Origin of the sequence: Bacteroides sp. 14(A), from assembly GCF_000526555.1 — a bacterium.
Taxonomy (GTDB): Bacteria; Bacteroidota; Bacteroidia; order Bacteroidales; family Bacteroidaceae; genus Bacteroides; species Bacteroides cellulosilyticus.
In genome coordinates this window covers 2193061-2218866 of the sequence record NZ_JAGH01000002.1, presented here as the reverse complement: position 1 = coordinate 2218866, position 25806 = coordinate 2193061, and the positions used below count along the sequence as shown (strand labels likewise).

Genomic DNA, 25806 nt, shown 5'->3' with positions numbered 1-25806 from the left:
AAAGAACGATCACCCCGTTCCTTATAATACCTATTGAAAAAATGCGAATTTACTACTCAGAAGAGCCGAAGCCCAATTTAGTTAGACAGGTTATCTTCGTCGGCTACAGCCTCTTGCCAGTTTCCCCACATCGGCACACTGTCATCATATTTGTCATAGCCATAATTCTGGCGTAGTTTTCCCAAACGATTGGCATCAATAGCTGATTGTGGAATAGGCAAATACAGATTACGCTTGTCAATGGTATATTTATGGTTCTTCACAATCAACTCCGGATTTTTATTATAGAATTCATTGTAATGCATAATGCGTTGATACCAATAACTTCCACCATTCGGGTCTGTACCTTCCTGTTTATCATAAGTATTCACATCATACGTATTTCCCCATTCATCCGGTTTTCCGCTTAGGGCAAGGCAATAAGACACACGACTCAATTCAAGATAGCGCCATTCTTCCAGATACAATTCACGTGCACGCTCATCCATGATATCTCCAATGGTTACAGTTGTGTAAAGCTGTTTGCACTGAGCTCTCTCCCTCACTTTGTTTACATCCAGAGCAGCACCGGCAGGATCGCCATTATAAAATTTTGCTTCAGCACGCAGCAAATAAGCCTCTGCCAGACGGTAGCAATACCAGTCGGCTATGCCACTTGTAGTGGAGCTGCTAGAAGCGCCATTGAACTGTGTACTACTTTCTTTCGCCTCGGCATTCTGGTCCATTAAATAGATTTTATAGTGAGGCCATCCGAACCAATCACGGATTGTATCCTTACACCAAGACTTCTGAAGATACTGACCATAATATTTGGAAGAAGGATTATTGACCCTGACAGAATCCATCATCATCCAGTTTCCGCTCTTTGTACTACGTCTCAAATCTCCCTCATCATCTACTCCATTCACTTTCCACATACCATATTGAGAGTAATAAGTAGGGTGCAAATAACCTGTACCACGACCTATGGAGCGATTATAGTCATATTTAGAGTCATAATTCTTATCGCTACGAGCAAAACTTTTCACAGCTTGTACTCCATTAGGGTCCAATAGATTACTCTTGTCATCCCACAATGGACCCAGAGCACGCATTGTATTGAAAGCAACAAAAGAATTCGATGAACCGATACCGCGATTAGGCATACCCAGTATCACTTCTTTATTTTCGGCTATCAACTTATTTTCAGGTCGGTGCAAATCCCAGATCACATTGCGTTGAATAGGCCACGTTTCTGTATTGAAAGGAGTGACAAAGGTGCCAAAGGTATTCGTCATCAACGAATAACCGGAGTTATCTATCACTTCATTCAGCTGCTGAATAGCCTTCTCCCACTGTCCGGTTGCCAGATAAAGTTTAGAAAGTAACATGCGGCAAGCTCCCTTATTGACCAGACCGATCTCTTTCATATCCTTTTGTTCCGGAACCCACTGTACGGCAAATTCCATATCCTCAACCATCTTCGCAAGAATGGCCTCACGGGAAGTTGTTTTATAGTCGAACTTCGGACCTTCTATAATCTTTGTCACCAATGGGACATCCTTAAACATAAAGACCAATGACAAATAACGATATGCCCGATGAAAATAAGCCCAACCAATGTATTTATTTCTGGAAGCTTCGTCCATATCCTTAATTTTGCCGATATAGCTGGTTATTGTATTAGCTGATTTTATACCTGTATAAGTTTCACCCCAGAAATACGAGAACTGATTCACTTCGCTGCCTCCGCCGCCCATTCCGTCCGAAGGAGTCAGGCGTTCGGATGGATCTGCCCAGATAGTACTCTGATCTGTTTTTCCGGCAACAGCTAAATCGGTATGCATAAACAATGTATAGAAAGGAGTTACCAGATTGGCAGCTTGATAATAGGTCCAGTAATTGCGCAAGTGTCTATCCAGCGTAGCTACAACAGAGCGCAATCCGGCTTCAGTAGTAAAGGTTTGTTCAGGTTCATAGAATGAAAGCGGGTCCGGTTTCAGGAAGTCTTCTGAACAAGAAGAACACAACACACCGACAGCAACCATACCTATCAATGCTATATTTTTTATCTTTTTCATATCCGTTATGTAATTAAAGAGTTAAAGTTAATCCAATATTAAAGGTTCTCGGAGCCAAACCACCGGTTTCAGGGTCCCAGTATTTCCAGTCTTTAGCCCAGACTGCAACATTCTTGATGCTTCCGCTAATAATCGCCTTTTCTATACTCCAGCGTGAAATGAACTTCTTGGGCAGTTTATAGGCAAGTGAAATGTTGTCCAGACGAATGAATGAACGGTTATGTAATTTGCCCGGTGTAGTCACTCCCGACGGGCCTTGTGCATCTAAGCGTCCATATTCATTGGTCGGATTATCTACAGTCCAATATCCCTTCTTAGCATATACATTCTGACCATTCGTCACTTTTGAGCCTGCATTATCTTTATTCAGGTAATCTGTTTCCAGACTCTTATGCCCCATCTTTGAATAAATATTGAATGAGAAAGTTAGATCTTTGAAGAAAGTAAATTCATTACGCATAGACCAATTCACTTTCGGACTGCTTTGTCCCAGGAATTGCTTGTCATCATTGTCATACACGATAGTAACACTACCGTCTGCATTTACTTTATCATTATCAGGATTGTTCCATACCTTAGGGTCACCCGGACGCTGTCCATACTTGGCAGCTTCTTCCACTTCATCTTTCTGCCAGATACCGGTTACTTTATAATCCCAGATAGCCCCAATAGGCTGTCCGATAAACCATTTATTGGAAATATCATCTCTTTCTTTAGTACCTATTACTTCACCTTGAGCATTAAGCACATTTTCATACTCATAATACAGATGCTTGATTTCATTCTTATTAAATGAAAATCCTATCGTAGTATTCCATTCCAGCACATCATTTTTAATATTTGTTGTACTTAATGAGATTTCCACACCACGGTTCTGCACCTCTCCCAAGTTCGTAGTGACTGAACCAAACCCAGAAAATCCGGGTAAGGACTGATTCATAATCATCTGTGTAGTAGGCATGTGATAATACTCAACACTACCACTGATACGGTTATTCAGGAAGCCAAAATCTAAACCAATGTTCCAGGCAGTGGTCTTTTCCCATTGCAGATGCGTATTGGCCAGACGGTTCATTGTAAAGTAACGATATTCTGTCGTATTACCACTTGCGTCTACATAACCATAAGTACCTCCGGTACCTGAGCCCAGGTCGGCAAGAGCAATATAGGGATTAGCCAATGAACGGTTACCATTCTGTCCCCAAGAAAATCTCAGCTTACCGAAACTCATCGGTTCCCAATTGAAAAATTTCTCATTTGTGAAAGTCCATCCGAAGGCGGTTGAATAGAAAGTTGCACGCGGATTGGAAGTACCAAAAGCTGAATAACCGTCGCGGCGTATAGAGCCGGTAAACATATATCGGTCATCATACGAGTAGAACAGGCGTGCAAGCATACCGTCAGCGGTTTCATGTCCATCATCCGAACTGAAAGCACTGGATTCTTTGTCACCTGCTTTTACATAATGGAAGCCCAAGGCATCAGTCGGTTGTAAGTTGTTGGCACTCAAATTGTCACCCCATGAACGTCGTTCTTCAGCTTCCTGTACTAGTGTCACTGTAAAATGGTGCTTCTCAAGAAAAGTTTTATCCCAAGTCAAAGTGTTGTTCAGTGACCAGTCAAAACGCTTACCATTGTTACGGCTTGCCGACCCTGCCGTTACATCAGGATCTTTTGAAGACTGAAAAGAACGGTAATAGTACCACTGGTAACGCGGTGCTATATTGAAGGCATAAGTGATGCCGAACGGTAACGTCAATTTGGCATTCAAAATAGTATTAAGTACTGTATAACCCGACTCACGTTCCTTAAATTGTTGTCTGTAATCATAGTTGTACCCCGTATTTCCTGAAACATTTCCCATCGGAAAGCGCTCCAATTCTCCATTTTCATTCCGATAAGAAGCAAATGGGCTGTTTTCAGTGATCTGCTTGCCCCAGTCTACCGTGGTATCCCCATCGGTACGCTCTTGGAAGTTGACATTAACGCCTACTTCAAACCAGTTGGTAACTTTTGCATTCACTTTCATGTTAGAACGGAAAGTGGTATAATCATTACCTACTGCCACTCCTTCATTATCCATATATCCCAGAGAGAAATAGTAATTCACACGATCGGTAGCGCCAGACATGCTCACGTTGTAATTCTGGTTGAGACCTGTACGAAAAGAATGATCGTACCAATCAAAAGTTTGTCCCAAGAGAAAATTGGCAAGGCTATTTCCCTGTAAACCAAGCCTAGTGGCTCCCCATACTTCTTGGTCGGAAATGTCCGAACCCGCATTGGTATATGCACGCCATTGGTCAAGGGTAATACCGTATTTATTCAGATTTTCCTGTGTGGGAGCATCATAATATCCTGCAGGGTATTTTTTCTTATCCGCCTGATACTCTTCATAAGCACCAGTTTCAGGGTTTACACCGTATGTACCTGCAACATACCAATCGCGGCGATACTTCAAATAACCTTCCCCATCATAAACATCACGGTTAGCTCCCATTGTAGAAAAGCTCCAGTTGGTACTGAAATTAATCATCGGTTTACCATTTTTTCCTTTCTTGGTAGAAACAATAATAACACCATTAGCAGCTTTTGCCCCATACACAGCAGCGGCAGAAGCATCTTTCAATACATCAATTTGCGCAATGTCATCCGGATTGAGTTCGGAAAGTTCTCCATAAAACATCATGCCATCAAGAATAATCAGCGGATCATTATGCCCACCGTCTGTATAAAGTGAACGTTGACCACGAATTTGAAGAGAACCACCACCTTTCGCAGAAGCATCCATACCCACATTCAAACCCGGTGTACCACGTAGTACATCCTGTACTGTCTTGGGTGCCTCGTTAGCAAGATTGTCCGGACGAATCTGAATGACAGAACCTGTCAAATCCTTTTTACGCATCGTACCATAACCCACTACAACCACTTCGTCCAACATCTCAGTATTCTCCTGCAATACTATATTTAAAGGTTTTCCTGAAATGGCTTTCACACTGGCCGTCTGATAACCGATAAATGAGATTTCAATAGTTGCATTAGCAGGAACACTCAATCTGAAGTTTCCATCAATATCGGTTATCACACCATTGGATGGATCTCCTTTTTCTTTCACGCTGGCTCCAATCACAGGTTCCCCCGTTGCGTCTTTCACAATACCAGTAATGGTCTGTTTCTGTTGTTGCACTGTCTGTACGACATTAACATCATCTTCGGCAAATACCGCCAAAGGATGAATACCGACGAAACCTACACAGATTAGCAAGGCTGTTATCGCCTTTCGATTTCTTTTGAATCTAAACGAATTCTTTTTCATCGTCTTTTAAAATTTATTAGATAATTAAGGTGACTAATTCAACAAGATGCATATATGTTCTTTGTTCTAAATCGTTAGCCAAAAGTAGGTGGATATAAGGAATAAGAGGATGAATCATTACCGGGAAAGGGTTATAAACGCCTTATAAGCAGGTTTCCGGTAATAATTCACCCTCCTATTACTCACTTTTTCGGAAGTTTGCTCCATATATTATTTCATTAATTCTAAAAACATATGAGAGCATACCTTATTGACAATCCATTCATGAATCCGGTTACAGAAAAACTGGAAGTCATAATACTTCCTTCGACTCTTTACGAAGATATTACAGGCTATATTACCCAATTGCTATCAAAAACAAATGCATTGCCTGTACAAATGCAGAACCAATCGAAGTATCAAAGAATTGCGCCCAATCCATCCGAGCAAGCATTCCTTAAACAAATACTTGCTGCTATCGAGAAACATATGGATAATCCGGATTTATCCATGCCACTCCTGCAAGCAGAAATCCATATATCCAGATCCATGCTCTATCGAAGAGTGAAAGCATTGACCGGATTGTCACCCAGTGAATTTATTTGTAATGTCCGCATGAAGAAAGCATGCAGCCTATTGTCGGAAAGGCAATACAATATATCAGAAGTAGCTTATAAGGTTGGCTTTAACGATCCGAGATATTTCAGCCAATGTTTCAAAAAGAAATTCGGTAAAGCCCCCTCTACCTTCAGACGGTGCGGAATAATAATATAGCGATAGCACTACCGTTATTATCCGGTAATACTATCGCTATATTTTGTTTCAGATAAAAAATCAATTCTTCATATCTTCAAAGAATCGATGAATGGCATCCTTACTGACTACCTTCAGTACAGCAGCCCCATCCCCAACAATTACCGTATCGAAAAGGAAAGACAAACTATCAAATCCCATTGGGTCTTTACTTATACATGAATAGTAATAAGCGGAAGCATCCTTGGCACTTTTATCGGCAGGTTTTCCTATGAAATTTCCTAGATAGTAATTGCCATCAAAGATGTTATTTGTGGATTTGGTAAGACGAATCTCCGATTCCTGAGGAGCAAAAAAGATATTTTCTTTAAATATAGTGTTATTAGCATATCCATCCCATGAATCAGATGTAATGATACTACGGTCTATGAACGAAGCCGTCTTAGGATTAACATGCAGGATATTATTGTTTATCAGCGTATTCTCACAAGGTCCACCGATATGAATAGTAGCAGAAAATATACCACTGCGTGTGGCACGTGGACGAATAGCATCATTAATGCTCACATTGTACTGTACTACCGTACCCTGATTGCCTACTCCACCGTCTGTCCCGGAATTACAAATTAAAACCATCCCCCCATCATTATCATGACTAAAATTATATTGAATGGTCGTATTATGGCAATTATAATCGGAATCAAAGCCTTGTGCATCCCAAGGGGCTTTATGGTCACTCACTTCATTAAACTGAAGAACAGTGTTGTCGCAACTCCATGGCCAGAAACCGGCAGCAGCTTCGCTATGCGGTAGTGTTCCCGGACAATTACGCATCAAGTTATATTCTATCAGTGCTCCTTCACAGCCTATCGGAACAATACCGTCACCGGGAACTTCTTCTATCAAGTTTTTACGAACAACAGTATTGGTACTGGGATGCCAATTATTACGGCTGCTATAGGAAGACCAAATCATGCCATTCCTCTCACAACGGCGAATGATGCAATTCTCAATGGTCAATCCATCAAAGGTCGATATTACATCTTGTCCTTTATTCACAATTAAAATGCCAGAACCACCTCCTTTCTGCTTGATTAAGCTACCATTTACATCATGGATTTCCAATGCATTGAGTATGATGTTATGAGATACACCGTAATTCTCACACAGCACTTTTACACCCGTGCGGTGTGCCAGCCGTTCTGTACCAGTATTTACCACTTCAAGGTTCTGTAGTGTAAGGTAGTCCGAGTTCTGTACTAATATTGTATATAGTGAAGCGTCCGGTGCTTTGATACATGGTTTTCTACCGATACCGTAAGCATCTATAATAACCCGTTTATCAGCCTTCCCCTTCGCTGAGAGTTCCAAAATGCCGATAAAAACAGACCCTCTTCGAAATAGTAACGAATCTCCTGCACGAAGCTGAATATCTTTCAACCTCTCCAGACTTTTCCAAGCTGTTTGTTTACTCAATCCATTAGCATCGTCGTTACCTTGCAAGGCATCTACATAATAATTTTTTCCAGTCTTGGCACTGCTATCACAAACACAGAAAAAGGTGCATGCAAAGACAAGCAGCAATGTTGCCGTTTTTAGTTTAATCATAGTTTCCTTCGTTAAATTCATATTTATATTTAGAATTAATTCACGTCCTCAAAAGTAGAGGAATATAAATAAAAAGAAGGAGAACTATTACCGGAAAAGAGAGACTGATGGTTCAAAAAGGTACTTTCTTGCTAATAAATTCAATTCTCATACTTCATCATGTATTCTGTAGGAGACAGTCCGAACTTCTTCCTGAAACAAAGACTGAAATATTTAGGATCATTGAATCCCACTGCATAAGCCAGATCTGAAATACGGATTTTCTTCTTTTCATCTATCAAACGACATGCAGCTTGCAGACGAACATTATTGATAAATCCAGAAGGAGTAAGCCCCGTCAATAACTTCAACTTATCAGCCAGAGTAGTTCTCGCCATTCCCATCTCTGCCAAGAATTGTGCATGTTCAAAATTACAATCATCCAAATGTGCATTCACACAATCCACTGCTTTTTGGATAAAAGCCTCATCCATAGAAGTAAAATTCAATTCTTTAGCTTCAAACACTAATTGCTTACGAAAATCTATTCCCATACGGTTACTCTTCTTCAACAAATTGTCTATCTTGGCTAATAAAACAGACAAGCGGAGTGGTTTGCAGATATAACCGTCTGCCCCCGATTCATACCCCATTACCTGATCCTCATCAGTTATCTTGGCCGTCAACAAGATGACTGGAATATGGCAAGTTTCAAATTTCTCTTTAATCCTGCGACATAATTCTATTCCATCCATTTCAGGCATCATGATATCCGAAACAATCAGATTCACTTCTTCTTTCTCAAGCACAGCCAATGCCTCTACCCCGTTTCTTGCCTGTAAGATATGATATCTGCCCTGCAACAAACGGACCATAGACGACAAAAGATCCTCATTATCTTCTACCAGCAATACAGAGGAACTACCCGGTTCTCTTTCAGCCATATCCGTAGCAACTGCTTCTTCTACTTCACCAACAGGCAGAACATTATAAGCTGCATACTCCATACTTTCATCAATTTCCTCTTCTTTGAATGCCTCCCGCCGCACAGGTATTTGTACCACAAATGTATTGCCTTCCTCTTTATTGCTAAAGGCATAGATAGTGCCATGATGCAATGCCACCAGATCTTTTGTCAATGAAAGGCCTATGCCGGTACCAATAGTATGGAACTTCCGATATTCACCTTCATAGAACCGTTCGAACAAATGTGCCAGTTTTTCTTCCGGAATACATTCTCCCGGATTGTTGACAGTGATTTTCAGTAATCCGGTTTCTTCATCATAAGACTGACATAGGGTTATGGCACCTCCTTCAGGAGTATATTTAGCAGCATTAGAAAGCAGGTTATATATAATCTTATCCAACTTATCTACATCGAAATATCCAGAACACTCTTCGGTCGCCTCCAAAGAAATAGATAATTTTTTCTTCTTTACCAAAGGAGCAAAAGCCAAAACGGAGTTTTTCAGGAATAAGCTGATATTACCACAAGAAACTTTCAACTTCAACTTTCCGTTTTCTACCTTTCTGAATTCAAGAATCTGCTGGATCAGTCTGATTAAGCGGGAAGTGTTGTTCTCCATAACCTGAAGAAGCCGCGAACTACTTGGTATTTCTTCCTTTAGTTCATCCACAGAGGCTGAAATTATAGATAAAGGAGTGAGTAGTTCATGTGTGATATTAGTAAAGAATTGCAGTTTGGCGTGATTGATTTCTTCTATCTTCTGGCGTTCAATTTTCCCCATTGCTATGGCTTGTCTCATACGAATGCGATTACGTACCATTCTATAGAAATAGTAGGTAATCGCCAGTATGCACAATACGTATACCGTATAAGCATACCAACTTTCATACCAGGCCGGAAGGCGGTTAAGGCTGATCTCAACCACATGGTCGCTCCACAAACCATTTCCATCTGTAGCCTTTACCTGAAACACATATTTACCTTTACTCAACTTATTATAGAAAGCTGAGTTTTTTCCTGCCGACAAGTATATCCACTCTTTATCTATTCCGGATAAGCGATATGCATATCGTATCCGCGAACTATTCTGATAGTCTAAAGATGAAAACTGTATCTCAATATTTTGTTCTTCCGGATATATATCAACAACTTTCAATGATTTACCCGGCCGTTTATTATCCAGTAGAATACTCCGTCCCATAATCCGTATATCAGTTATAAGAATATCTTTGGGTTGGGAAATATTGTCCAGACGTTGAGAAGGAGAAATAGATAATATACCAGGAATACCACCAAAGTAAAGTTGCCCGTCAGCATCTTCAAACACAGACTGGGGAAGAAAACGGTTGAAACCAATATTCTTACTGGATGCATAGAAACTTCTGTAAGCTCCATTCTTAGGATTAAATTCCTTGACCTCCCTACTGGTTGTTATCCATACATGATGAAAACGATCCACTATGATATTGCTAATCTTGTCTCCGTTTACTCCACATGCCGTATTATAATCTTCAAAAGAACCGGTCTCAGAATCAAATAACATAATACCTCCTTTATCAGTCCCCAGCCATAATTTATTATGATCTGCAGCTACACATAGAAAAGAATGAGGGGCAGAATATTCTGTCATATGCCTTTCCCTGTCAATCCTGATGAGGCCTTTATTTTTTACAATACCCCAGATAATACCATCCTCTGTTTGAGCCAAACCTTTGATAACACCTATATTATCAGAAGCAAGCTCCAACTTCTCACTTTCTATCTGGTAGATAAACAAATGATTACCTGCTGCAATCCAAAGGTTACCGTCATTATCTTCAAATAAATAATTGATAACATCATAGGTCTTTGATACCGAAAACAAATTTACCCTACGTTCTATTTCTACCTCCATATTATTCTGGCTCAAGCCATATAATTCACAGCTGCTTTGCGGTACTATCCATACCAGCCCTTGTTTTTTTGATTTCAGCAAATAAGAAAGTACCAGAAATGGACTGTCACTGACTGCTTTCGAACTGGTATAACATTCGATTTTATCTTTCTCCGGTTGATAAATACAAAGTCCGAGACGCCTTTGGAAAACCCAAAATATTCCTTTCTCATCCTTACACAGATTTTCAAAAATTGGTGTCCACTTTATTTGTTTTTCCAATGGGGCGATATTGTATTCATGCAAATTATCCTCATCAAAATAGATGATAAAGTTGTGATTATCCAGAGAAGTCACCCAAAGATTGCCATCCCTATCTTTAATAATACGCTTTAATGCTTTGTTGTATTGCGGCAAAAACGTTGAGGTATCTACCTGCTTCAACAGTCCACCCGTTGTGACCTGATAGGCAAACAAGTCACTCCATGATATTGTCCAAATATAGTTGTTCACATCATCTTGCACAAGATGTAAAGCCGTCTTGGCTATTTGCCCGGCAGAATTCATAGGTAATGGTTGAGGAACATATTGCAATTCCTTAACAGAATTCAAGGGATCCAAACGAATAATCCCCTGTTGCCAGGAAGCCAGCCAATAATAGTCTTTCTCTCTATCTTGTATAAGATCACTTATCCTATCAGTATAAGGGAAGAATAGTTCAAATTCATCCTTTTGCTTATTCCATTTATGTAATCCTTTACCAGATATAGAGAGCAACAGTTGATGTTTTCTATCTTCATACAGTACATACTCCTCTCCCGGACCCGTAGAACATTGCAATGAGTATATTTTCAGAATCTCTCCTTCTGGCGAAAGTCGGAACGTTCTTCTATAGACATTTATCCATATAGAGTGATCTGAGGTCACTATGATTCCCTCTATATTGATATCCTTAAGCTCTGCGATATCCGCAGATGCAATAGTGTAAGTTTGTTTATTTAAGATATATAACCCCTTATCAGTTCCAATCCAGATATTGTGTGTGATACTGTCTTCTCCCAGACAAGTGATCACATTACTTGGCATCATATCCGGATCTTTAAAGTCAGACCTGAATGTATGGATATTATAACCATCATCACGACATAATCCTTCCGCTGTACCATACCATATATACCCTTCAGAATCCTGAAAAATGGTATTGATGACATTCGTGGACAATTTATCTATATGGGGAATATCCTTAATCTGTATATTCCGGGCATTCATATAAAGAGATAGCCCAAGAAAACCAAAGAATGTTACCATTCTTACAACATATGAGAAAAAAGGTGCTTTTCTTAACATAATACAAGATTTTTATGCTGCAAATATATAAATTATGCAAGCATAAAAGTACATTTGGAAGAAAAACGTCTATTCTTCAAAAAGCCATCGCCTCTTTCACTAAGCACATTTCATGATAGGAAGTCAGTTTTTCCAATAATAAAAATCTCTGGATTATGAAATAGATACCCTATTCATTCCGGGTATTCCCGAAAGCCTCACGGATATGGTCGATGCCAAAACACTATCATGGATTAAGAGACAATCTACATTAGCACTGATTGAATTACTCCATCAGATTACAGACAACGTTTCAGAACCGTATAGCAAAATGTCGTTTTTTTACAAGCGTATGCAAAATCCAAACGCTATTTTTGCAAACCCAATGAAGCGATATGAATATACAGGAAAACGAAGTTGGTCACTCATATTCTTAATTTCGTCATAAGGAATCTGTAGGTTGGTCTACAAACTTTTTACGAAAAGACTATTCGGCTTATCTTTGCATCAAACGAAGTGCTTCCAGAAAGACTAAACAGACTAAATAACATAAGTGGTATTAAATAAGTTATCGCAATGACAGACAATATTTTAATCTTCCGGACTTCTATAGAAAAGAAGCGGGAAATAAAGAAAATAGAAAAGTTATTCACCCAATATCCGCAGATCCACGTATGGAACGTAGACTTTGAAGATTGGGAGAAGATACTGAGAATTGAATGTCAAGGGATAACCCCGACTGATATCTCGGACGCACTGAGTACAATCGATATCTGCGCAACAGAGTTAGAATAAAGTAGAAGTTATTCCAAGAGCTGCTACCGAAGCACACTAAACAAGCGAATTACTATTTATCTCAAACTTACCGACAGGCCCCTGAAAGGAGCTCAAACAGTTGCTTCCGTTTTACCGGCTTAGGCAAGAAAGCATTACATCCGGCATCCATAGCACTGGCACGGTCAGTATCGAAAGCATTGGCTGTAAGTGCTACAATCGGGATGTCACTATTGAACTCCCGAATCTTCCGAGTAGCTACCAAACCGTCCATGACAGGCATTTTCAAATCCATAAGCACGAAATCAAACTTCCCATTGCGAATCTCCTCAACAGCCTCTACACCATTGGTCACCCGTAACAAGTCGTAATCCTTAAGAATATTCCGCACTAACAAAAAATTGCTGTCGTTATCTTCGGCCACCAGAATTCTGAGTTTCCTGTCACTGCCTTCGCTAAACACCGGACGACGGTTTGGAAGAGTTGTTTCCGGGCAACCGACGTCTCCATGCTGAAAGATCTCACACGGAACCCATGCCCAAAAGGTCGATCCAATCCCCTGTTCAGAAGTGAATCCGATCTCTCCACCCGCAGCTTCAACAATTGCCCGGGAGATTGCCAATCCAAGTCCTGTACCTTGAACAAATTCATTCAGCTTCTGGAAACGACCGAAAACCCGATCCTGTAGTTCTTTAGGGATACCCGTCCCCGTATCCTCCACATAAAACCGAATTCTGTCTTTTTCAACCGAGTATCCCATTCTGATATATCCCGATCTGGTATATTTTATCGCATTAGTCAGGAAGTTCATCCATACCTGCTTAAGCCGGTTACTGTCGAGGAAAATCCAACATTCCGAACAAGGATTATCTTGGACCAACTCCACGTCAGCGTTCGGAATCTTCGACCGCATCATCACATAGAGTTCATTGCACAGTTGTGTCAAGTTAAACCGTTCACGTTTCCGATCAATAATTCCCGACTCAATCTTCGAAAGATCCAGAATGTCATTGATAAGTCGCAACAACAAATCATTGTTGGACTCGATGATATGCCAATACTCCTTCTTTTCATCCGGGTCGTCACTGTCGACCAGCAATTCGGAGAACCCTACAATGGCATTCAGTGGTGTACGTATTTCATGACTCATATTGGCCAGAAATGCCGACTTCAACCGGTCGGAGAGCTCGGCCTTATCCTTCATCTCTTTCAGTTCCTGAGCCATTTTTTCCCACTTCGTATTGTTGAAAGCGATACCGGTATAGCGAATGACGTTTCCCTTTTTGTCACGTTCAGACGGAAGCCCGGTAACAATCAGTGTCTGCCAATCCTGATCCCATTTGGTACGGGAACGATACTGAAGCGAGAACTCCTTATACTGCCCGGCAGACATGCCAACCATATTTTCACGAACACGTTCCGTATCCTCAGGATGGGCAGCTTTCAAATAATCCTCAGGCATAATTGCTTTTTCGGGATTAAAATCATTCACCGGATCATTGAATGACCGATATTACCGGGTCTTCACATCGTAATCCCAATAGGACATACCCACAGTCTTGAAAGTCAGCTCCATCTTGTAGTTCCGTTCTTTAAGCTCCTCGTTCAATTGATGGAGTTTGGAAATATTCTGTCTAAAGCCGGTATAACGGATAACATCTCCGCTCTCTCCAAATTCGAAAGGAACGCCCGTAATATTGCAATATTGCCATGTATTATCATACCTGGTCTGAATACGGCAGGTGAGATTTATATTCATATTCCGCCCCAACAGCATAGATTGCAGCGCATCATTGACCAAAGACCTGTCTTCGGGATGAATCACATTCAAGTACTCTTCCAAAGATACCAACTTGTCAGAAGCATAATCGTTTACCGGATCATTGTAAGCTTCGAATGTTTGCATCTGCACATTAAAATCCCAGTGAACTATATCGTTGACCTTCATGGCCAGTTCACGCTTAACTAAAAGATCCTGTGTCTTTTTTGCCATCCGGAGCTTTTCAGTTACATCCAGCAAGGTACCTACAATCTGCAATTTACCAAAATGCTCGGTCGAAAGCCGCATACGGCTCTCATAATGCCGGAATTCTCCTTCCTGTTCATTGAAAACACGTACTGTGAGCTGCCCCTGCAGGACTTCTTTGTTTATCAGCCGGGAAAATAGTTCCCTTAACGGAACGCAGTCCTGCGGATGAAGCATCGGTAACAATTGCTCCAAGGACATACCACTTTTGAAAACAGAGTTTCCATGCAAGATCCCGAACTCCATTTTGTACACGTCGTATACCCATGAGGACATATTCGCAGCCTCCATCGCCATCTCCAGGTTTTTCTTACTTTCTTCAGTCCGATACTCCGCCTCTTTGGTAGAAGTCACATCATTGGTGAGCAATATATGACCTACGATAGTCCCCTGCTTATTGATTATCGGAACAATCTTGACCTCGTAGATAATGGTATCTTTATTGGAAGTATGGAAATACTCTTTATTCATCCGGTCGAAATCATATTCAAATTCAAGTACAATGTCGTCTCCGGATTGAATTCTCGCTAAAAGCGCCTCGTCCACATAAGGACTTTCAAACAGATTGACTTTGTTGATTACCGCATCGAGCTCAACACCATACATAAGTCGTGCCCGTTCGTTTAAGCAACGGAGTATACCTGACGCATCGTAAATTTCCACACCCATCGGCAGACGGGCGAACACGCTATCTGTCAAGAAAATCTGCTCATCTAACAATGCCAGCATCTCTTTTTCAAAAGATGTACTATCTCCATTGCAAGTTTGTGTTTCCAGTCGTTCCATTTATCAGTTTTTGTAGTTAGCGAATAATGTGAATTGTACGCCGGTATTCTGTCGGAGACATACCCGTATGCCGGCGAAAAAAGCGACTTAACGACGATTGGTTTGAAAAACCCGTCTGCCGCACAATGTCTTTTATGTCAAGATTAGCGTCTCGAAGCAGTGCCTTCACTTCCAGTACAACATGATCTGCAAGTAACTCGCGGGCCGACTGACCATTTACCTCCTGAATAACTCGGGTCAGATATTGAGGAGTTATGCACAGCTTGTCCGCATAAAACGCCATTTCTTTATGTTGCTTATAGTGTTCATAGACCAGCATTGCAAACCGGAAAGCAATATTCTCCTTATTAGAGTTCAAGGGGATAGAAACTCCCTCCCGGCTTACGGTCTTACGGAAATGAACGTAGAAATCCCAATAAAAGATACGCAACAAGTGCAATATGGTTTCCCGCCGGAAAGCGGGATCGTCAGAACTGTTCCGAAAATCAATTGCACGACAAAAACCAAGAAATCTCTGAACTTCGCCCCGAGTCAACCGAACCTGGAAATTCTTCCGCATATAAAAGAAAAAATCAGGAGTAATCTTCCCCAGGCTACTCATGGTATCCAAGAACATCGTTTTATCTATTTTGAAGAAAGTCATAGAGAAATCGGGACTTACCTCACGGATTAATACTGACTGTAACGGCAAAACTGTCACCAGGTCGTTTTTAGATATCCGGCGGCTGACTGAAAAAACCTCTATTACAGCCGTTCCACCTGTGCAAACTCCACCAAACCCTTCTGCCAAATACGCTTCATGTTCATCTACAGGAAGGGCAGAGAGATCGGTATATATATAAAAATTGCCATCCATCTGAAATGTCGTGGTTAAAATGAATAACAAAGATACTAATTTATACCCAAGCAAATTTCAGAATGCAAGATATAGAACGCGAATAGCAAATTTCGGTGCCAACAAAAAGAATAGCAACGATGCAAGGAAGTAATCGCCACAATGCAAGAAACTAATTCTCAGAATGCACATTTTTATTCTTACAATAGTTGTTGTAAGATAGAATTATATCTATTGTAAGAATGTAACACAGTTGTTGTAAGATTCAACAACAGTTATTGTATGAATAGTTTTATGCATCTTCGAGAATAGATTCTTGCATTCCGGGAGTTAGTTTATCGCATGTTGAGGATTGGTTTATCACACCAAAGAAATTACGGGAATAATCACTCATATTCATCATTTCGTCATAAGAAACAGTATGGTTCGTCTACAAACTCTCTAAGGAAGAATTATTAAACTTACCTTTGTAACCGAAATCAAGATGATAGAAATATAAAGATTAATAACAAAGAAAACCAAAATGATGAAGAAGATTTTAGTTTTAATACTATGTGTATTAGTTTATAGCGCATTGTTTGCTCAATCCAATGAAGACAAGAAAACCGTATTTCAATTGAGCTTTGTCCCGCCCCTGAGTACCAATGGAGCCTATTCGCATCAGTATACGAATACTGTTTCACTCAACTTACTTGTAGGCATTTCCAGAAACGAAGAGGCATTCACCTGGGGAGGTATCTCAAACATTATTCTGAATGATGCCAAAGGTTTCCAAATGGCAGGACTTTCAAACTATGTAGGAAATGACGGACAGGGAGTGCAGTCCGCAGGACTGGCTAATATAAATAAGAATAAGTTCAGTGGTTTCCAAATGGCGGGATTGGCAAATACAGCTTCTGCAATGACCGGGTTCCAATTCGCCGGATTAGTCAATATTGCCAAAGAGGTAAACGGGTTGCAGGTTGCCGGATTAGTCAACATTGCAAAAGAGGTCAATGGCGTACAATTTGCCGGACTGGTCAATATAGCGAATAAGAGTGACTGCCCCATCGGATTAATCAACATCATTAAAAATGGTGAAATGGGAGTTGCTGTCACTTATGATGCATTGGGAAGTACGGTAGCCACATTCCGTTCGGGCGGCAGATACACTTATGGCATTATAGGCGTTGGATATAACCATAAAACTGAGAATAACTCATTGGTGGCTGAAGGTGGATTTGGTGCTCATATTCCCGTTACCTCCTGGTTCAGGATTAACAATGAACTTAAAGCCTCAACCATCGGAAACGATTCGGATGAACCTGTTTTGAATACTGGATACTCACTCATTCCGTCCTTCAGAATCGGGAAGCATATTGAGTTATTCGGAGGGGTAGGCATAAACTACATGATGACCAAAGATGTAAGCAACAGCAAAATATTCCCGAACCATTCCTTATGGAAAAAGACTGGGTCTACCAAACTGCAACAACTGTATATCGGATACCAGTTTGGTGTACAATATATATTCTGATAGTTCAATTCAATACTCTTTATACTCAATATCCCCTGAATCTACATTTTGACTGTAGATTTAGGGGATTTACAAAAAAAGGACTATATTTGCCCCGAATTCTAAAAGCAACTATTTTGGGCACAATTCTTAAATTTGTTATTGCTTAATAATTAGCCTCACAAACCACAGGCTAATTTCTTTCGTTTGAATAATTCTTATTCAGACAGGTTTTTCATTTTATCATTTTTAGTATTAACTACATTGTCTCTGCAAGGCAATTGTAATTTGCTATTCAGACTTTTAGCAGGCTTCGCAGCAACCGCCTGAAAGTTATGGATGCGCTGAATGCGAATGGAGAATTTCGTAAAGAACATTAAGCAAGACATAGAAGTAGAAATCCAAAGAATTGAGCAACAAGATATTGATATCCTTGATAAGATAAAGCAAATAGTCGGCTTCATACAGACTTCACTCGCCCGGCTAAAAGCAACCATTGCGGACTATCAGTTTATCAATCCCGAGGAGGAGATTCTTTTCTTTAAAGTCCGGAAACCGCAAATATCCGGTCTACTGATATTTTATATCCGTCTGTATCAGATTGAAAGGAATCGGATCGGGAAATCACCGTCAGCTCAATATAAATACCTGAAGGAGGAATATGAAAGTCTGAAAAATATCTCTTCGGACAAGAATTTCTATAACTATTATCAAGCCGGTAAAACAGACTCAGATCATCTGTATTTCATGAGAAAGCATTATGATATCCTTTCAGATGTTCACTGCCACTCGTTGGACAGAGATACTTCTTTTTCCACTTTGCATGATTCCAGCGTAGCAGAGATCTTAGCAAATAAACAACTCACTCATTATCTCTCCACGGAGATTGATGCGTTATCGGAGAAACTACACCTTAAGTTCGCCTCCATCATAGAAAGCAAACTATTGCAATGGACGGAAAGTAAGGTTTCATTGGTAGAATTCATTTATGCACTATATGCCGGAAAATGCTTTAATAATGGTAACACGAACCTGAAAGAAATCGCTTTCTGCTGCGAAACTCTTTTTGATATTGAGATTGGTGATTTCTACCGGATATTTCTTGAAATCAGGAACAGGAAGAAAAGCAGGACACAATTTCTGGATAAATTGAAAGAGAAAATAACCCAAATGATGGACGAACTTGACAGGTAAACAAAGAATATTTCATAGTGTCTTGTGACATCTTGTGAATTATGCAAATGGCTAATATCCAACTTTGCCGGAAAATTACTTAACCCGCAAAGAAAGATAATAGCTTATTTATGGAGACAACAATTACATGGGAAGTAAAGGTGAATAATACCCCTTTATTAATTAAGAAGTGCAGTCACTGCGATAGTGACCGATTTTATTGTAGCGACAAGTTCAGGATGAATGCTCAAAAGAAGAACATAGATGTATGGTTGATTTACAGATGCGTGAAGTGTGACAACACCTGCAACCTCACTTTGTTATCACGCAGTAAACCGGATTTGATTGACAAGACATTATTCCATAGTTTTTCAATGAATGATAAGGACACAGCCTGGAAGTATGCTTTTTCTACTGAAATGGAGAGAAAGAATAACCTGAGGCTGGATTATGATAGTGTAGAATACGAAGTTATTCCTAATACCTCATTGGAAGATTTGCTGAATCTATCCAATGAGGTTATCAAAATCCACATCAAGTGCAAGTTTGAGTTTGATCTCAAATTATCATCATTAATCAGAAGATACTTCTCACTCTCTGCCAATCAGGTGAAACGTATGTTTGAAGATGGTATAATTACGATTACAAGCAATAAACCACCTCAGAAGCATAAAGTGAAAGATGGAGATATGATTCTGATACAAAGAGAGGGATTAAGTAAGTCTATCAACCGTTCCATTCATGATATAAGGTAAGGACTGACGTATCTTCTCAACAGGCCAGTTCCACCATTGTATCTGTTGCAGCTTGGCGATTGTCTCTGCCTCAAATCGCATCCGTATTTTCTTGGCAGGTGTTCCTCCTACTATGGTGTAGGGAGGAACATCTTTAGTTACTACTGCCCGGGCTGCGATGACAGATCCATCTCCTATATGCACGCCTGCCATAATAACAGCTTCATAACCTATCCAGACATCATTGCCTATAATGATATCACCTTTATTAGCCCATGCTGAGGCTACATTTTTCTTATCCAATCCCCATTCTTCAAAGAACAAGGGGAATGTGTAGTTGGACAAGGATTTCAATGTATGGTTGGCACTGTTAAAAAGAAACTTTGTCCCACAGGCAATAGAACAGAATTTGCCGATTATCAGGCGGTCTTGGTTGATAGGGTAATGATAGAGGATATTATTCTTCTCAAATTGAGCCGGATCATTTACAAAGTCATTGTATATGGTGTAATCACCAACTATGATATTCGGATTGTTGATAATGGCATTCAAATAGATAGTCTGATAATCATTGGTACGCGGATATGTTTTCGTATTCATTGTAATTACTTCTTTTTTATGTTTAGTATTTTAATATCTTGTGACGGAAACGGTCACAATCAAGTTGGGCAACAGACTTAGCTGTTGCCCTATCATACTAAACGAAGCTATTTACAAAGTTGCCATTTCATGATGATTAAAGACTATGGTTCATATCGTATAGCAAAGATAGCAATTATTTCACTTCAAGCTTTCCTTGTAACTTGATATCTTGTTATGAAATAATTTTCCCATCTGGTTACTTATTGTCAGGATGATTTTCAAAATCAGTAGGAGATACAAATCCCGACATCTTCCACGGTTCTTTAATTTCTCCACTTTGCACACGCTCATAAAAATCATTGGAGTTTTTCTTCCAGAATGGATAACGGTCAAAAGTATCTCCATCCCCTACTAACCGCGGATCTTTCTGTGCCCGCAGTTCATCGAACAGAAGTTGCCTCATAGCCTTCTTTATCTTTGCATATTTCTCATTCCCAGCCAAGTTATTCATACAGTCTTTATCTACCGACAGATCATAAAGTTCTTCTTCAGGGCGGAAATCGAATGTTATGTCATAATAGTAACTATTTTCTCCGGAACGTTTCATACGGAGAATCTCAGTCTTTGTAGGAGAACCGTCACAATCCGTATACCCTGTTTCCGGATTTCCGCAAGGATAAAGTTCCGGTTTCAGATTCGTAACATACAATAAGTCATTCTGCAATATGGAACGGATTGGATAGCCTTGATTCAACGGACGACCATAATCATGCCGTTCTCTACCCAACAATGTATAATGCCGGTCTTTTGATACAATGCCGGCTTTTGAAGTTTTGAAAATATCCACCATGCTCTTCCCCGCAGGAGGAATTAATCCCGATTGTTGTACCCCTATATCACTTACTTCCAAGAAAGTGGGAACGAAGTCTACAAAGCTCACATAGTCGCTGACTTTTCTTCCGGGATTGGCAATACCATTTTTCCACATAACAGCCAAAGGCATGTGATTGGAATATTCATAATTATTTCCCTTACTCCGGGGAAACGGCATTCCGTTATCCGAAGTCACTATAATGATAGTATTATCCAGCTCCCCCCGTTTCTCCAGTTCGTCCAAAAAACGATTGACGAGATTGTCATAATATTCCACTTCAAAGGCATAATCAAGCATATCGGTACGTACCACGTCATTATCAGGCCAAAAGGGAGGTAAGTCATCAATTACAGTTTTATCTTTTCCACCAAGTCTCTCACCAGAACCATATTCATAATTCCGATGTGGTTCAAAGCATCCAAACCAAAAGAACCATGGCTGATTCCCCTCCTTTTCCTGTAAGAAATCTTGAAAATTTCTAAAATAATCAACCTTATTAATTCCTGTTGTCAACGGAGTCAGTTTATGTTTCAGATAAGGTGTACCCGTCAATTTTCGGGGAGCACCATTTTTAACACCTGCATCTCCCGGTCCCCAACCCTTTCCTGTAAAAGCAACCTGATAACCATTCTCTTCCAAAGCTTCCGTCACCACTTTCAAATCATCCGGGAAAATAGGAGTATGATTACCCGCCGCTCCAAGTTGCCAAGAATAAAGCCCGGTTAGAATGCAAGAGCGGGAAGGAGCAGATTTTGCATTAGGCGTATAGCAGTTCGTAAACAAAATACCTGCTTCTGCTACACGATCAAATCCGGGAGTTTTAACCCAAGAAGAGCCATTTGCTCCAAAGTGCCTGTAACTGGCGTCATCAGCAATGCAGAAAAGAATATTCGGACGTGTTTTAGAAGCCGATTTGTCTGCTTTGGACGTCGTGACAGCGGCAGATGCAGAACCAATAGTCAACAAGGTAGTAGCCGCAGTCCAAAAAAGTGAAGTCTTCATATAAGATGAACTTAAGAATTGAACATTATAAATTTAAGGAACTTCAAATATAGAGGTTAAGTCCCGAACAGACAATAGATAAATAAATATGGTTACATCAGGAACAACAATGGTTACAATCAGAAGATACAGGGACATATAGGCTTTGCCTCTTATGTATAAAAAGCTAAGAATGATACATATATAAGAGTATCTGTTACATGCTTTCTAAAGGTTCTCATTCAAAAAGCCTATACTTGCACTCATAAAACCATTACTCAATCTATGTTATGAACAAGACATCTTTTTTAGTTCTATTGTTTATAAGTATATTGCCTGCTCACTTATTTTCGCAACAGAATAAACTAATAGGCAAAACAGCTTTTAACAGCCAATATCCTCAGTTTTTTCATTTCCGCGGAGAAATGAAACGGGACGTTCATACCGATTATGACACTTGGGAAAAGAAATATGTAACCTCCTCGGGACTCCTTCGAAAATATATTTGCGAAGAACTTAAAATAGATACTATTTTGTACAGTTGGCTCAATCGCTTTGCAGAGACATACCCCGAAAAGCTCTTATTGCTACACTTTAACGGAGAGGCCAGACAGGTGAATGATTATCCGGAAATAAACAAGAAATACTTTCCCGGGCACTGGGTATATGAAACCGGCAGCCTTTTATCTGAAGATTGCACATCATCTCAAACTCACATTCAAGTAAAAGCCATCGACTACTTTCGCGAAAAAGCATACGTTTACCGGAATACGTCACCCAGACGATGGATTCCACACTATGTGCTACTTGTAGAACTGGACGAACAGGGCAACAAACTTTGGTATAACTCTGAAATAGCTCATATTAAATCCATTGATTCATCTACAAGTACTCTCATCCTGAAACGTGGAAAGACAAATACACAAAGCCGTTCTTTCAAAGCCGGAAAGACATACGTGGCCCCCATTGCAGGAGGAATCTGGGGAAACGATGTCATGTTTTACTATAACCTATCATCAGCCTGCCCAAAAGATAAGAACGGCAGAACAGCCGCCAACGTTCTTCTGAATGAAATTCATCATTGGTTCAATCCAGACAACGGTATATTAAAGAAATTAGATGGCATTGCTTTTGACGTTAACTACTTTGATGTGTCCAAACATGAAAGTTGGGATACTAATAACGACGGTCAAGCTGACGGAGGATGGATTAATGGTCAAAATATATGGCAAGCCGGTGACCTACAATTCCTAAAAAATTTACGGAAGCGAATGGGGCAGAATTTTATTATCACCTGCGACGGACAACACCCCATTAATCAACAGGCCGTAGGGGTATTGAACGGCATAGAATCAGAAGGTTTAGTACAACACAACGATGGTTGGAGAGGATTCTCCAGAACAGTAAATACTCATTTGTATTGGGATAAGTTCAATCAGCTCTCTCCACAGTTTCGCTATGTTGTACTGAAACTGATGGACGGCAACGACCAGCATCATACAGAACGCCTGAGACGTTTTGGAGTAGCAACTGCCTCTTGTCTGGGGGCCTACACTACAGTACCCGATTCTTATTCATTCTTGCCCTCCTGGATACAGCCTTGTAGTTTTGGACGCATACAGGGAGAACTCATCCGATATGCCAAATCCTCCCCGAACCTTCTGTCCGGAACTCCTGCAGAGCTACTACACAAAGGCATCCTTAAAGGTGAAAACTGCTGTATGTCTATCCAAGGAAACTCAATCATAATAAAACCCGCCACTCAATCATCCACACTTTCAATAAAAAATGTGGAACTCCCAACGGGAGACATCACAATCTTCATTGAAGCTGAAACAATTACCCCACCCGATGCCAATTCAGATCTTGTACCACGTTTTATTTATGCTTCTCTCTCCAACTTACCCGATTATGAACCAGAAAAAAAGACCAAAGAGTTTTTCACCGACCTCTATGGGCTAGTGGGCCACGAAAAGAATGAAAACTCATTTTATTTCAGAAGGCCGAAAGTATCCGCCGGCAAACAAACCTTAACGATTACGATAAAAGGCACGGAACAGCTACAGATTCACTCCATAAAAATCTATAACCGACCGGATATCATCATTCGCCAGTTTGAAAATGCTGTCGTATGTGTCAATCCTTCATTAGAAGAGCAAGAAATACATCTATCCGATTTCATAACCGAATATTCCGAAAAACTAAAGATTGCTCCGATAGATGCAGTCTTTATCCCTAAATCCAAGAATAAATAGAAACATCTTAATCATTTGATTCACATGAAAAAGCATCAAGTACTTTTATTATTATTCAGTATTCTGAATGTGGCTACTCTAAAAGCCAAAGTTGAAATTGCCTCTATCTTTAACGACAACATGGTCCTGCAACAGCAAATGGATGTCAACATCTGGGGCACAGCTTCACCCAACAAGAAAGTAACCATCCAACCTACTTGGACTTCTACTGTCTTCTCTACCACATCCGACAAGAATGGAAAGTGGAAAACAAAAATTTCCACCCCTGAAGCCGGTGGCCCTTATCACATAAAAATAAGCGATGGAGAAGAAAAGGTACTCAGCAATATCCTGATCGGAGAAGTGTGGCTCTGTTCCGGACAGTCGAACATGGAGATGCCCATAAAGGGGTTTAAGAACCAGCGAGTCGACGGCTCATTAAAGGCAATAGTCACTTCTGCAGATACTCAAATACGCTTATGCCAGATAAAAAGAATAGCTTCAGATGCTCCGCAAGAATCTTGTGAAAGCGAATGGAAAACATGTGGTCCTGAATCTGTAGCCAACTTTAGCGCCACAGGATATTTCTACGCCAAAATGCTACGACAAGTATTGGGAGTGCCCATCGGAATCATTGAAGCCGACTGGGGAGGCTCTGCCATTGAAGCATGGATGAGCAATGAAAGCCTACAATCAATAACCCAACAACTGAAGACCTCCAAAAACATCAGAAAGAAACCTCAAATACAGCATTTGCCTAACAAACTATTCAATGGTATGATTCATCCCATCATCGGCTACGGAATAAAAGGAGTTATCTGGTGGCATGGAGCCAATAACTCTAGGCAGTATTATAACTACGAACTATTATTTAGAACCATGGTCAACGACTGGAGAAATCGCTGGGGAATCGGAGACTTCAGCTTCAATCTGGCTCAATTAGCTCCCTACCCTTTCAACAATGTCATGGGGTATATGCGGGAAGCACAAGTTAACTGCGCCCGGAACACCCCCAACTGCGACATTGCCATACTACTGGATATCAGCGACTCAACCTTTATGCATGGCCCGATTAAAGAGGTGGTAGGTGAGCGCTTTGCCTACATAGCTTTAGCACAGACCTACGGCATGAAAGGTTTTGAATATACCGGTCCCATTTATAAGTCTATGGAAATAAAAAAGGACAAAATCAGAATATTCTTTGACCATGCAACCGAGGGGTTAACCTCTTATGGGAAAAAACTCACAGAGTTCGAAATAGCCGGAAAAGATAAAGTCTTTCACCCCGCTACTGCTGAAATAACTAAAGAAGGCCTATACGTTTCTTCGCCTGATGTCCCGCAACCTGTAGCCGTGAGATACGCATTCCAAAGTTTTGTTACTGGTACTCTCTTCAATACAGCCGGGCTACCAGCCTCTTCCTTTAGAACAGACGACTGGTAATCAAA

At 40.4% G+C, this 25806-nt stretch carries 14 protein-coding genes and 1 pseudogene; 7 read left to right on the top strand and 8 right to left on the bottom strand.

Features of this window, described 5'->3' with window-relative positions; translation table 11 throughout:
* Window positions 1-77: 77 nt before the first annotated feature.
* Together K429_RS0115830 and K429_RS0115825 are read right to left on the bottom strand one after the other, a co-directional pair.
* The gene (locus K429_RS0115830) at window positions 78-2060 is read right to left on the bottom strand and encodes a RagB/SusD family nutrient uptake outer membrane protein (protein ID WP_026367554.1); all 1983 of its coding nucleotides are present in this window, start codon (window positions 2058-2060) and stop codon (window positions 78-80) included.
* Window positions 2061-2073: 13 nt separating this feature from the next.
* Window positions 2074-5379 (bottom strand): SusC/RagA family TonB-linked outer membrane protein, encoded by a 3306-nt coding sequence (locus tag K429_RS0115825; RefSeq protein ID WP_026367553.1) that lies wholly within the window; start codon window positions 5377-5379, stop codon window positions 2074-2076.
* Window positions 5380-5613: 234 nt separating this feature from the next.
* On the opposite strand from K429_RS0115825, the gene K429_RS0115820 reads away from it, so the two are divergent.
* Window positions 5614-6132: an AraC family transcriptional regulator gene (locus tag K429_RS0115820; protein ID WP_026367552.1), complete on the top strand. Its 519-nt coding sequence runs from the start codon at window positions 5614-5616 to the stop codon at window positions 6130-6132.
* Between the two features lie 60 nt (window positions 6133-6192).
* Here the strand turns inward: K429_RS0115820 and K429_RS0115815 are convergent, their stop codons facing one another.
* Both K429_RS0115815 and K429_RS0115810 read right to left on the bottom strand, forming a co-directional pair.
* Window positions 6193-7719, bottom strand: a complete 1527-nt coding sequence (locus K429_RS0115815) for a right-handed parallel beta-helix repeat-containing protein (protein WP_081750911.1) — start codon at window positions 7717-7719, stop codon at window positions 6193-6195.
* Window positions 7720-7859: 140 nt separating this feature from the next.
* Entirely contained in the window at window positions 7860-11885 is a 4026-nt protein-coding gene (locus K429_RS0115810) for a response regulator (RefSeq protein ID WP_026367550.1), read from the bottom strand.
* 555 nt (window positions 11886-12440) lie between these two features.
* Between K429_RS0115810 and K429_RS0115805 the strand changes: the two genes are divergently transcribed.
* Window positions 12441-12659, top strand: a complete 219-nt coding sequence (locus K429_RS0115805; protein WP_026367549.1) for a hypothetical protein — start codon at window positions 12441-12443, stop codon at window positions 12657-12659.
* 67 nt (window positions 12660-12726) lie between these two features.
* Here K429_RS0115805 and K429_RS28820 read toward each other — a convergent pair.
* Both K429_RS28820 and K429_RS0115795 read right to left on the bottom strand, forming a co-directional pair.
* Window positions 12727-15450: pseudogene (locus tag K429_RS28820) on the bottom strand (ATP-binding protein).
* A 16-nt stretch (window positions 15451-15466) separates the two neighbouring features.
* The gene (locus K429_RS0115795; protein ID WP_007209534.1) at window positions 15467-16306 is read right to left on the bottom strand and encodes a helix-turn-helix domain-containing protein; all 840 of its coding nucleotides are present in this window, start codon (window positions 16304-16306) and stop codon (window positions 15467-15469) included.
* Between the two features lie 502 nt (window positions 16307-16808).
* Here K429_RS0115795 and K429_RS0115790 point away from each other — a divergent pair.
* The 3 genes from K429_RS0115790 (at window position 16809) to K429_RS0115780 (ending at window position 19708) form a co-directional block, all read left to right on the top strand.
* On the top strand, window positions 16809-17801 hold the full coding sequence (locus K429_RS0115790) for a hypothetical protein (protein WP_044096699.1): 993 nt from the start codon (window positions 16809-16811) through the stop codon (window positions 17799-17801).
* A gap of 333 nt (window positions 17802-18134) precedes the next feature.
* A complete protein-coding gene (locus K429_RS0115785) occupies window positions 18135-18974 on the top strand; it encodes an RteC domain-containing protein (RefSeq protein WP_026367547.1) in 840 nt (279 codons plus the stop codon).
* 110 nt (window positions 18975-19084) lie between these two features.
* Window positions 19085-19708 carry a DUF1062 domain-containing protein gene (locus K429_RS0115780; protein ID WP_026367546.1) on the top strand — a complete coding sequence of 208 codons (624 nt, stop codon included), beginning with the start codon at window positions 19085-19087 and terminating at the stop codon, window positions 19706-19708.
* On the opposite strand, the gene K429_RS0115775 is transcribed toward K429_RS0115780, so the two are convergent.
* Together K429_RS0115775 and K429_RS28815 are read right to left on the bottom strand one after the other, a co-directional pair.
* Window positions 19667-20287 carry a CatB-related O-acetyltransferase gene (locus K429_RS0115775; RefSeq protein ID WP_026367545.1) on the bottom strand — a complete coding sequence of 207 codons (621 nt, stop codon included), beginning with the start codon at window positions 20285-20287 and terminating at the stop codon, window positions 19667-19669. The genes K429_RS0115780 and K429_RS0115775 overlap by 42 nt on opposite strands.
* A 238-nt stretch (window positions 20288-20525) precedes the next feature.
* Window positions 20526-22145, bottom strand: a complete 1620-nt coding sequence (locus K429_RS28815) for a sulfatase (protein ID WP_226810603.1) — start codon at window positions 22143-22145, stop codon at window positions 20526-20528.
* Window positions 22146-22549: 404 nt separating this feature from the next.
* Here K429_RS28815 and K429_RS0115765 point away from each other — a divergent pair, with 404 nt between their 5' ends.
* Entirely contained in the window at window positions 22550-24379 is a 1830-nt protein-coding gene (locus K429_RS0115765; RefSeq protein ID WP_231501869.1) for a hypothetical protein, read from the top strand.
* 24 nt (window positions 24380-24403) lie between these two features.
* Window positions 24404-25801, top strand: a complete 1398-nt coding sequence (locus K429_RS0115760) for a sialate O-acetylesterase (protein WP_007219777.1) — start codon at window positions 24404-24406, stop codon at window positions 25799-25801.
* Window positions 25802-25806 lie beyond the last annotated feature (5 nt).

Excerpts from the sequence above, each read along its gene's own strand:
- K429_RS0115795 (WP_007209534.1), bottom strand. The coding sequence starts at position 16,306 with ATGGATGGCAATTTTTATATATATACCGATCTCTCTGCCCTTCCTGTA.
- K429_RS0115810 (WP_026367550.1), bottom strand. The coding sequence starts at position 11,885 with ATGTTAAGAAAAGCACCTTTTTTCTCATATGTTGTAAGAATGGTAACA.
- K429_RS0115760 (WP_007219777.1), top strand. The coding sequence starts at position 24,404 with ATGAAAAAGCATCAAGTACTTTTATTATTATTCAGTATTCTGAATGTG.
- K429_RS0115815 (WP_081750911.1), bottom strand. The coding sequence starts at position 7,719 with ATGATTAAACTAAAAACGGCAACATTGCTGCTTGTCTTTGCATGCACC.
- K429_RS0115805 (WP_026367549.1), top strand. The coding sequence starts at position 12,441 with ATGACAGACAATATTTTAATCTTCCGGACTTCTATAGAAAAGAAGCGG.
- K429_RS0115830 (WP_026367554.1), bottom strand. The coding sequence starts at position 2,060 with ATGAAAAAGATAAAAAATATAGCATTGATAGGTATGGTTGCTGTCGGT.
- K429_RS0115790 (WP_044096699.1), top strand. The coding sequence starts at position 16,809 with ATGATGAAGAAGATTTTAGTTTTAATACTATGTGTATTAGTTTATAGC.
- K429_RS0115825 (WP_026367553.1), bottom strand. The coding sequence starts at position 5,379 with ATGAAAAAGAATTCGTTTAGATTCAAAAGAAATCGAAAGGCGATAACA.
- K429_RS0115820 (WP_026367552.1), top strand. The coding sequence starts at position 5,614 with ATGAGAGCATACCTTATTGACAATCCATTCATGAATCCGGTTACAGAA.
- K429_RS0115765 (WP_231501869.1), top strand. The coding sequence starts at position 22,550 with ATGAAACGGGACGTTCATACCGATTATGACACTTGGGAAAAGAAATAT.
- K429_RS28815 (WP_226810603.1), bottom strand. The coding sequence starts at position 22,145 with ATGAAGACTTCACTTTTTTGGACTGCGGCTACTACCTTGTTGACTATT.
- K429_RS0115775 (WP_026367545.1), bottom strand. The coding sequence starts at position 20,287 with ATGAATACGAAAACATATCCGCGTACCAATGATTATCAGACTATCTAT.
- K429_RS0115780 (WP_026367546.1), top strand. The coding sequence starts at position 19,085 with ATGGAGACAACAATTACATGGGAAGTAAAGGTGAATAATACCCCTTTA.
- K429_RS0115785 (WP_026367547.1), top strand. The coding sequence starts at position 18,135 with ATGGAGAATTTCGTAAAGAACATTAAGCAAGACATAGAAGTAGAAATC.